This window comes from Dyella acidisoli, from assembly GCF_030160295.1.
Lineage (GTDB): Bacteria > Pseudomonadota > Gammaproteobacteria > Xanthomonadales > Rhodanobacteraceae > Dyella_B > Dyella_B acidisoli.
In genome coordinates this window covers 24143-33738 of record NZ_BSOB01000054.1, presented here as the reverse complement: position 1 = coordinate 33738, position 9596 = coordinate 24143, and the positions used below count along the sequence as shown (strand labels likewise).

Here is a 9596-nt window from a genome sequence, read left to right as displayed (position 1 = left end):
GTTGCGGCACAGAGATTTACAACTTACCGAGAGCGGTGACGCTAACCAATTGATTTTATTTGCCGATTAACCGGACAGTACTGGGGCCAGCAAAGAAAAGTGACTCGGGCCCTTTAGGGTCCGAAAGCGCCGCAGGCAATGCCCCAACAACACGACATACCCAACTGAGGCGAGACGCTAATCAGATGCAAGCAGGGGGAGGGAATTAATCGGAGTCATAAAGGTATTCATTGCGATCGAAACACCCGCCGCAATTCCTGCTGCGCACGATCCACCAGCACATCCGGCAATCGATCCACACGCTGCAACGCTGGTGGCGTCGCGCGATCGATCACGTTGCTTTCCGCCAGCATCTGGATCATTGCCAGATGATCGGCCGCCAACACCGCATTACCCAGCTCGGTGACCGGCGCTCTTGAACGCGCTTCCAGCCGTTCGCGCAATGCCTCGACCACGTTCGGCGGCAACTCCCAATGCTTGGCCGCGCGCAAGGTGAGATGGTTGGCCAGATGCACGTAACCGATAAGGAAGGAGCGGCTGAAAACGCCCAGCGTAGGCGGCGCTTCCTGATCAAGCACGCGGATCATCGCACCCACGCCCGCGTTGCATACCACGCCGGCCAGATAAGCCTCGAACGGATCACCCTGCCCGCGCGCCAGATACATGCTGGCATGCGCGCAGCGCTCAGCGTGATCCCACAAGCGCTGACCCGCGGCATGACCGAGCATGCCGGCGCTCGCCTGCAGGATGGGTTTCATCACGTGTTGCGTGACCATCTGCCGCAAACCGTCATGGCCTAGCAGCACCACAGCGTGCTGCAAACTGGTGATCGGCTTGGCCGTGCGGTAATGCGCGCTGCGGCTGACCCGCATCACCTCACCCACCAGCACCGGGTCGCGACCGATCAGCTTGGCGACCTTGGTGCCGTCGGAATTCTCGCTCTTGAGCATGCGCAGCAGCTGCGGCAGCACTTCCGGTAGGCGCGGCAACGTAGAAATGTCGAAGCGATCGCCACCGCACAACTCGTCCAAGCGCCGCAGCATCACTTGTTCCTGCGGTCGCCACTCCACCACTTCGGAACCAGGCATGCCGAGCACCAGGCGGTAGAACCAGTCCTGGACCGCCGCGCTGCTTAGCGCGGGGACCGGCGCCTTTGGCTCCGCGTCGTCCGGCCACGGCAGGACGACGGTGAAACGCGGCCGCTCCTTAGGCGGCTCTTCGCTCGCAAACAGTCGTTTCCAGAATCCGCCCATAACCTACCTAGGTTTGTCCCCTTGGAAGAGGTATCGGCAGGGTTTTGCGGGGCTTGATGGGGAGCCGTCCCTATACGCCGACCATGCGTAATCCGGCGCCCTTACGCTGGCCACTGTTCCGTCGAGTTGGCTACTTCAAATAAGCATCGTCGATGTAGGCGTTTTCCGAAAGCGATTGCTGCGCTAGCATTTTCCGTTCTGCTTCGATCACGTAGATCGTGCAGAAACACCACACAAGAAATTACGAAAACGAATGCACGGAGCATCCATGAAAAAGTTACTGCTCGCGGCCGCCCTCACAGCGCTCCTCCCGATAACTGCTATTGCCGCACAGGCCGATTCGACCATTGGCAGCAACGTCAACGAAAACCAACTCGACAATTTCTACGTCGCAGGCAATCTCGGCCAGACCCAGTACCGTACAGACATCACACACCGCAACAGCGTCTTCCAGAACATACGTTTTGGGTGGCGTTGGAACGACATCGTCGGTGCCGAACTTGGTTATGCATATCTGGGACGTCGTAAAAGCGCGTCCAGGTTTGCAGAGACGTCGGTGAATTCACGCGCGGCCACACTTGGCGTGAATGCAAAATACAATTTCTATGAGGGATTCTTTGTTACTACACACGGCGGCTACTTAAGATCTCAGCGCATTAATACCGATACCTACTACCTGACCGGTAGCAGCCTCAAGCGCACAAGCTGGAACAATGGTTGGTACGCCGGCGTCGGGGTGGGTTACGACGTGACGCGAAATGTAAGTCTCGCGCTGAATTACGATAACTATCGTCTTCAATACAACCACCCGGACGATGCCTTTCGGGACAGGGTCAATGTCGCAGCGTATTCAGCCTCAATTGAATACCGCTTTTGATATTTGACGCATAAAAACGACCGCCAACGGCGGTCGTTTTCTTTTGCAAAACAGCTACATTACTTACTCCGCGGCGCCACGATCGCCCCGATCAGATCCTTGCCATCCGCACGCTCCAGATGCGGATAACGCAGGCCACCGTGGTAATCGACCTTCACGGTGCTGTACACGTCCACGTTCTTCACCAGCAGTTCGATCGGCGCCTGCGACGTCTTCGCAGCGGTGACCGCATCCTTCAGCACGTCGGCGGAGAAATCGTGGCCGTTCACGGCAACGATAGTCAGGCCCGGCACCAGGCCAGCCTTGAACGCGGGACCATTCCACTGCACGTCGGCGATCGAGCCCTTGCCACTGACGACCAGCCCAAGCGAATACGCCAGATTGGCGGCGCCATGCCGGATGCCCGCGGCGGCTTTCTCTTCGCCGTTTTCCTTGTCGTTGAACACCAGCTTCCAGCCACCGCGTTCAATGCCGTGCTCCGGCAGATCGGTGCCGGTGTAATCCAGGCGGTCGCGCAGGAACTTCGCCCAATCGAACGGCTGCACCTGGTTGAGCGTGCTGATCACGTCATCAAACGTATAGGTCTTGGTGACGTAGCTACCGTTGTCCATGCCGTAGAAGGCACGCGCGAAATCGTCCAGCGAATGCTTGCCGCCGCTGAGTTCGCGAATCTTGGTATCAACGTCGAGCCACAACAGCTGGCCTTCGGGATAGAAGTCGGTATCACGAATCCAGTTGATCCAGCTTTCCGAACCATAGTAGGTGAGCGGCGCGGCATCAGCGGTATCTTGCAACGGACGCCAGGCGCGGCCCGTGCGATAGGTCATCGCGGCCGCGATGTTGGCGATCGAATCGCGATATTGCTCCGGTGTCCACAAGTTGGCGCGCGCGGTGAGTATGCCGCACCAATAATCAGTCAACCCTTCGTACACCCACAGCAGGTCGTCCTGCATCGGCACGTTGAAGTTGGGCGTCCACAGATCCGCCGGACGGCGGAATTTGCCGTTCCAGGAATGCACGAATTCGTGCGGCATCAGGCTGGCGGCAACCAGATGCATATCGTCGTCGGTAAAGAAATTGGCCGGCAGGCGATCGTCGCTGGCCTGATGATGTTCCAGGCCGAAGTGACCCGTGTGATCCGACAGCGTGAGCAGGAAGTCGTAATGGTTGTAGTGATGCGCACCGAACAGGAAATTGGTTTGCGTCACCACCTTGCGCTGCTGATCGAGCTGCTTGTCAGTGAGCTTTACATCCTTCGCCGCATCGCCTACCACGTTCAAATACACCGGTGCGCTGCCGCTGGGTGTGAGATCGACACGATTGAAGTTCGCGCCGGCAATCAGCGGGGAATCGACGAAGTTGTTGAAGCTCAGCGGCTTGAAGCGCACGGTGTTGCCGGATTGGCTATCCACTTCCAGCGAGGAACCGAACTTCCAGCCTTGCGGCAATTGCACGGACGGTTGAATCTGGATCTGCCGCGTGTAGTAACCGGCCGGATAGAACACCACCTGGTTGAATTCCATGTCCACCAGATCGGGCGAGGTGGACACGCTTGCACCGAAGTTGCTGCCCTCGCCTTCACCGGGCGAAAGGAACTGGAATTCCAGGTCGAGCTGGCTCACATCCTGCGGCACGTCGAGATGGATCGCGAACATGTCGCGCAGGTCGCGGCGCCACGGCAACTGCTTGCCATTCGCGCGAATGATCAAGCCCGATATGTTCGACACCGGGCCGGACGGTGCGTGCTCGCCGGGAATCCACTTCGGGTAGAACAGCGTGAGTGCACCCGACTTCACCGGAATGGTTTCGTGCGAGCGGAAGATGCGCTTGCCCGCATCGGTGAGATCCACATTCACCGTGAGCGTGCCTGCGTAAGGCTGATCGACCGGCGCCGGCACATCGCCGGAAAATTCGGGCGACGATTGTGCAACGGCCGCGGCCGACAGGGAACAGGCGGCCATCACGGCAGCAGCGATCAGGCTGAAACGCAGGGTTTGAAACTTCACTCGACGACTCCGGCAGACGCCGTCCCAACGGGACAACCCGCAAAGACAGCAGATGAACGATGACCGCTTTTCAAGCGGACTGCCGGCGATGGTAGAGCCAAGACCCTACGTCACTTCCCCTGCCAGAGGTCATGCTGCTCTGCCTCTCCCAGGATTGGGCAAGAGGAAGTTCTTTCGGTCCGGGAACCCCACATGGCCGTCATTCCCCCGAAAGGGGGAATGACAGCCACAAGGTTAGGTATTGTCCACCTTGCTATGCCGCATGCCGTATCCGAAATAGATCACACACCCCAGCGCCATCCAGATGATGAAGCGCTCGAACGTGATCCACGGCAAGCCACCAATGCGCTGCCAGCCATCCGCATCCGACCACGGCACGCCGAAGATCAGCAGCAGCGAAAACAACACACCCAGCGGTGCTACCAAGGCCAACGCGGGCGCGCGGAAGCTACGCTGCACGTGCGGCTTGCGGATGCGCAGCACCAGCACTGCAGTGCAGATGATGATGAAGGCGCTGAGCGTGCCAATGTTCACCAGCTCCGCCACTTCTCCGATCGGCAACAGGCCGGCTACCAATGCAGTAAAGACACCAAGGATGACCGTAGGCCGCGCCGGCGTACCGAAACGCGGATGGATATGCGCAAACCAGGTCGGCAACAAACCATCGCGCGCCAGCGCAAACCAGATGCGCGCCGCGCCCAGCATGAAGGCGAACAGCACGCTGGTAACGCCGATCACCGCCGCCACAGCAATCGTCACGCTCAGCCACTTCAAGCCAATCGACGCGAACGCCTGCGACACCGAAGCATCGCCGCCCAGGTTGCTGTAGTGCGTAATGCCCGTCAGCACCAACGACACGGCGATATACAGCACCATCGCCACCGCCAGTGAGAGCAACACCGCGCGCGGCAGATCACGCTGCGGATGCTTGGCTTCTTCAGCTGCGGTGGTAAGCGTGTCGTAGCCAAACACCGCAAAGAACACCACGCTCGCGCCCGTCAGCACGCCAGCCCAGCCGAAATGCCCAACGCCTTGCGCATCGGCGATGCGTGCGGGAATGAATGGCTGCCAGTTTGCCTTTTGCACATAAAACGCACCGACCAGTACCACCAGCAACACACCGATCACCTTGATCGTCACCACCAGCGTATTGAAGCGCGCGCCCCATTCCGTACGAATGGTGAGCAACGCCGCCACCAGCAGCGACACCGCCGCTGCAATGACATTGAAGCGATGACCGTCGCTGGGGCCTGCAATGGCTTGCGCGCCATGCACACCGAACACCTGCTGCAGGTAGTACTCCATCGTCTGCGCGCTCATGCTCTGCTGCGCCCAATCCGGCAAATGGATACCCACCGAACCCAGCAACACCTGCACGTAGCCCGACCAACCGATCGCCACTACCGCAACAACCAACGCGTATTCCAGCAACAGGTCCCAGCCAATGGTCCAGGCGACGAATTCGCCAAGCACTGCGTAGCCATAGGTGTAAGCGCTGCCGGTCACTGGAATCAGCCCGGCGAATTCCGCGTAGCACAGTGCAGCGCACGCGCTGCCGAAACCCGCAATGATGAAGCTGAGCGCCACCGCCGGCCCGGCATTCGCCGCCGCCTGCTGCCCCGCCAGCACGAAAATACCCACACCGATGATGCCGCCGATGCCGATGGCGGTGAGCTGCCATAAACCCAGTACGCGGCGGAAATCACCACGCCTGCCCGCTTCAGATTGCAATTGCTCGACGGACTTGTGGCGCAGCATCCTGCTCAGGACACTCATCGGCGGCTCTCCCCGGTTGCAAAGCGCCGATCATAGCGAAAGCGGCCAGCCGCCACGGCTGCCAGAAGAGATATCTGACAAGGCTTGATTTGCTGCGCTGCAGCTTATGCAGGTTGGGGGGCAAACCCCAACATCGCCATGCATGACATCACGCCACGTTAGGGTTTGAACCCAACCTACCGCTTATCCAGCGAATATTTGCCCGGCCCGCTCAGGCACAGCAGCAACAGTCCGCCGGCGATGCTCACGTTCTTGTAGAAGTGGATCACCGTGTCAAATCGCAGACCGCCGGTCAGCGCCCAGAAGCGGTGGCCGATCAAGGCAGTGATCAAGGTGTACACGGCGAGAGCCAAGGCCAGTGGCCGCGTATAGAAACCGAGCAGGATGGCCACGCCCACGACGAGTTCCATGATGAGGGCACTCGCGGCGGCGAGCGTGGCAAACGGCAACCCCGCGGATTCCATATAGCTGACCGTGCCCGAAAAATTCAGGAACTTGTCCCAGCCGAAGACCACGAACAGGATTACCAGCAATACGCGCGCGACCAGGAGTACGACATCTCTGTAGCGTTCGAACAACTGTGTGTATCGCATGAGCATTCTCCAAGGAGAACTACAGATACCACTGGCATCGATGGACGATGCCGTGCCAGGCGCCCTTGGTGCTCACTATGAACCAAACCGCGTTGCGTTCCAACTCGGTAGAGCCTGTTCAATATCTCAACGTAGTTCGCATAGCCACTGAGTGGTCGTCAGGTGGTCGCGCGTGGCGCAGCGCCAGACTGGCTGTCTGGTCAAGCCGCGTGGGGTCGCATGACGGCCACTCAGTGGCTATGCGGGCTGCGAGGAGGTATTGAGCAGGCTCTGAAGTAGGAGTTTTTCCGATCCCTTTTCCACCGCTGCACACCCGACGAACTACGTGTCTGTGCCTATGAAGGCGGCATCGCCGCTTGTTGCGGCGCACCTATACATGCGTGGTCACGGCAAGTGAACATACCTGCGCGTATCCCTGCTGCCCGACGGATGGATTCCTTCGACGCAGCCACTGCGACGCATAGATGACTGGGGACAATTCATGATAATTCGCAAGAGGAGGCTCGCCTCCCTGATCGCCTGTGCGCTTTTTGCCGGCACGTCAGGCGGCGTCGTTCACTCCGCTGAGGCACAGGAGACTGCTGCGCCCAACACACAGGAAAAGCAAGCTCCGAAAGCACCCGCCACCAAGCTCGAACAGATCACGGTGACCGCGCAAAGCCGCACGCAGGAAATGCAGGACGTGCCGATTGCGATGAACATCGTCACCGCCAAGCAGATCGATGCTGTGGCCGCCACCGATCTCAGTCGCATGAACCTGTTCGTTCCCGGCCTGGTGGTCGATAACACCGACGAAACCCAGCCGACCTATCGCCTGCGCGGCATCGAAACCGACGACTTCGGCATCGGAACCGACTCGGCGGTAGGTATCTACATCAACGGGGTGTATCAAACACGCAATGGCGGCTCGCTGATGGCCTTCAACGACGTGGCGCGCGTCGAAGTGCTGAAAGGTCCACAGGGCACGTTGTTCGGCCGCAACACGGCGGCCGGCGCCATTTCCATCATCACCAACGAACCGACCGACAAGTTCGAAGGCGATGCGCGTCTGCGCTTCGGCAATTACGGCAAGCGTTATGGCGATGCGCGCATCAACATTCCTTTGAACAAGGACATGGCCCTGCGCATCAGCGTCGTCGACAACCAAAGCAACGGCTGGCTGAAGGACGCCGCCACAGGCCAGCACTACGGCAAGGACGACGAATGGGGCACGCGCATCGTCTACCGCTGGAACATCACGCCAGACACCCAGGTGCATCTGAGCTACGACCATGATCGCGTAAAGCAACCTTCGCGCATCGACATGGGCCTGATCCCGATGTCGTCGACCGATCTGCAGCAACGCGCGCCGTTTCCCGCCAATCCGGCCACGTTCTACAACCCGTTCCACGCGCCGTTCTACAACAGCGCCACGGATGGCCGCGAAGAGCGCAACTACAACGACGCCACGCTGGCCATCGACCACAATTTCAGCTGGGGAAGCTTCACCTCCACCACCAACTTCACCAGCTACAGCATGTCGCATATCGAAAACGGTACCGGCTTGCAGCAGGTAACCGAGTACCTCAACACCGGTGTGATCGGCACGGGCCACACCTGGTATCAGGAATTCAAATTCAGCGGCAATAACGATCTGCTCGACTGGGTAGCCGGCGCCAGCTACTACCAGGAGCATGCAGACCAGACAAGCCTGGCCCGCGTCAATACCGACACCTACGACACGCTCGCGCTCAACACAGGTATCGGCAAGCAGTACACGCCCACCGGCACGATCTTCGGCTATTTCAATTCGATCCTGCAGTCGTTCGGCCTGCCCTACAACCTGCTCGGCGATCCATGGACGGAGACGATCTACAACACCGGCCGCTTCAGCGCGGTCGCCGGTTATGGCGACACCATCTGGCATCTCAACGACAAGCTCAACCTCACGGTCGGCTTGCGCTTTACGCATGACGTGAAGGATTTCACCTGGTTCACGCCGCAGCGCTCAGCACCGCAACTGGATGCAACGCTCGCGCAAATGCAGGCTGCGGGATTGTTGAACCTGGTGCCACTGCTGACCGGCGGCAAAGTCACCGCGCAGCAATTGCTGAACATTCTTACCCAGAACCAAATCTTCGCCACCTCCGTCAACCAACTGGTGCAGAAGCGCGCGAGCTGGCATGACCTCAGCCCGCGCTTCGTGCTCGATTACAAGTTCACGCCCACCATGATGGGTTACGCCTCGCTTGCGAAGGGCTACAAGGCAGGCGGCTTCGACGGCACGGAACCGGGCGCCGAATTTGCGCCTGAGAAAGTGTGGAATTTTGAGACCGGCATCAAAACCACGTTCCCGGATCAAAACCTGCTGGTGAACGCTTCGGCCTACTACTACCGCTACACCAATCGCCAGACACTCACGCTGATTCCTTCCAGCCAGGGGCTCAGCGTGCCGCAGTACCAAGTGAGCAACACCGACCAGGCGGCTAAGGGGGTGGATCTGCAGGTTGAATGGGTGCCTATCGATGACTTAAGGCTTGCCTTCAATGGCGGGTATATCGATTCGACGTATCTGCATGCCGAGGTGCCGATTGGCGTGAGCACCGTCGGCCAGATCGAGTATGCGAATGTCTCAGGACAACCCGTCGACGAACCGAAGATTTCGTATTCAATCAGCGGTTCGTATACGTGGCATGACATTGCTAATGGCTACGTTACCTTTAACGCCAACTACGGCTTCCGTGGGCCGCTTCGCTGTAATGATGCTTCCGTATTCCAGGGGAAATGCTCGCTGCCGACCAACTTCAATCTCAATGCGCCGCAGAAGCGCACGGACATGCGCGTGGATTGGACGGCCAACAGCGGACGCTGGGGTGTGGGGTTGTTCGTCAACAACGTCTTCAATCAGCGCTACCTGATGGGGCTTGGTACCGTATCTGAATCGGTACTGGGTACGCCGTATGCCTACATCACTGCGCCGCGTATGTATGGGGCGGAGTTTCGGGTGAAATTTTAGGCTTGATGAGTGTGTGCTTCGTGCAACACTGCTTTGCCTTGCCGTCATTCCCGCGAAAGCGGGAATCCATTTTCGCCGTTACTGCAAGCGCAAGAT

6 protein-coding genes are annotated in these 9596 nt (G+C 59.1%); 2 read left to right on the top strand and 4 right to left on the bottom strand.

The genetic code is table 11. The features are described 5' to 3' along the window. Window positions 1-227: 227 nt before the first annotated feature. Window positions 228-1253, bottom strand: a complete 1026-nt coding sequence (locus QQJ86_RS20220) for an HDOD domain-containing protein (RefSeq protein WP_284322788.1) — start codon at window positions 1251-1253, stop codon at window positions 228-230. 268 nt (window positions 1254-1521) lie between these two features. Here QQJ86_RS20220 and QQJ86_RS20215 point away from each other — a divergent pair, with 268 nt between their 5' ends. After that, window positions 1522-2130, top strand: coding sequence for an outer membrane protein (locus tag QQJ86_RS20215; protein WP_284322787.1), 609 nt, complete (start codon window positions 1522-1524; stop codon window positions 2128-2130). A gap of 59 nt (window positions 2131-2189) precedes the next feature. Here the strand turns inward: QQJ86_RS20215 and QQJ86_RS20210 are convergent, their stop codons facing one another. The 3 genes from QQJ86_RS20210 to QQJ86_RS20200 all read right to left on the bottom strand — a co-directional run bounded on the left by QQJ86_RS20210 (window position 2190) and on the right by QQJ86_RS20200 (window position 6505). Continuing rightward, window positions 2190-4136, bottom strand: a complete 1947-nt coding sequence (locus QQJ86_RS20210; protein WP_345782838.1) for a M61 family metallopeptidase — start codon at window positions 4134-4136, stop codon at window positions 2190-2192. Between the two features lie 234 nt (window positions 4137-4370). Then, window positions 4371-5912: an amino acid permease gene (locus tag QQJ86_RS20205; protein WP_284322786.1), complete on the bottom strand. Its 1542-nt coding sequence runs from the start codon at window positions 5910-5912 to the stop codon at window positions 4371-4373. Window positions 5913-6088: 176 nt separating this feature from the next. Next, entirely contained in the window at window positions 6089-6505 is a 417-nt protein-coding gene (locus QQJ86_RS20200; RefSeq protein ID WP_284322785.1) for a DoxX family protein, read from the bottom strand. 481 nt (window positions 6506-6986) lie between these two features. On the opposite strand from QQJ86_RS20200, the gene QQJ86_RS20195 reads away from it, so the two are divergent. Then, window positions 6987-9500 (top strand): TonB-dependent receptor, encoded by a 2514-nt coding sequence (locus QQJ86_RS20195; protein WP_284322784.1) that lies wholly within the window; start codon window positions 6987-6989, stop codon window positions 9498-9500. The last annotated feature ends 96 nt before the right edge of the window (window positions 9501-9596 follow it).

What these genes read in the sequence shown, in the direction of transcription:
- QQJ86_RS20220 (WP_284322788.1), bottom strand. Translation starts at nt 1,253, where the DNA reads ATGGGCGGATTCTGGAAACGACTGTTTGCGAGCGAAGAGCCGCCTAAG.
- QQJ86_RS20200 (WP_284322785.1), bottom strand. Translation starts at nt 6,505, where the DNA reads ATGCGATACACACAGTTGTTCGAACGCTACAGAGATGTCGTACTCCTG.
- QQJ86_RS20215 (WP_284322787.1), top strand. Translation starts at nt 1,522, where the DNA reads ATGAAAAAGTTACTGCTCGCGGCCGCCCTCACAGCGCTCCTCCCGATA.
- QQJ86_RS20205 (WP_284322786.1), bottom strand. Translation starts at nt 5,912, where the DNA reads ATGAGTGTCCTGAGCAGGATGCTGCGCCACAAGTCCGTCGAGCAATTG.
- QQJ86_RS20195 (WP_284322784.1), top strand. Translation starts at nt 6,987, where the DNA reads ATGATAATTCGCAAGAGGAGGCTCGCCTCCCTGATCGCCTGTGCGCTT.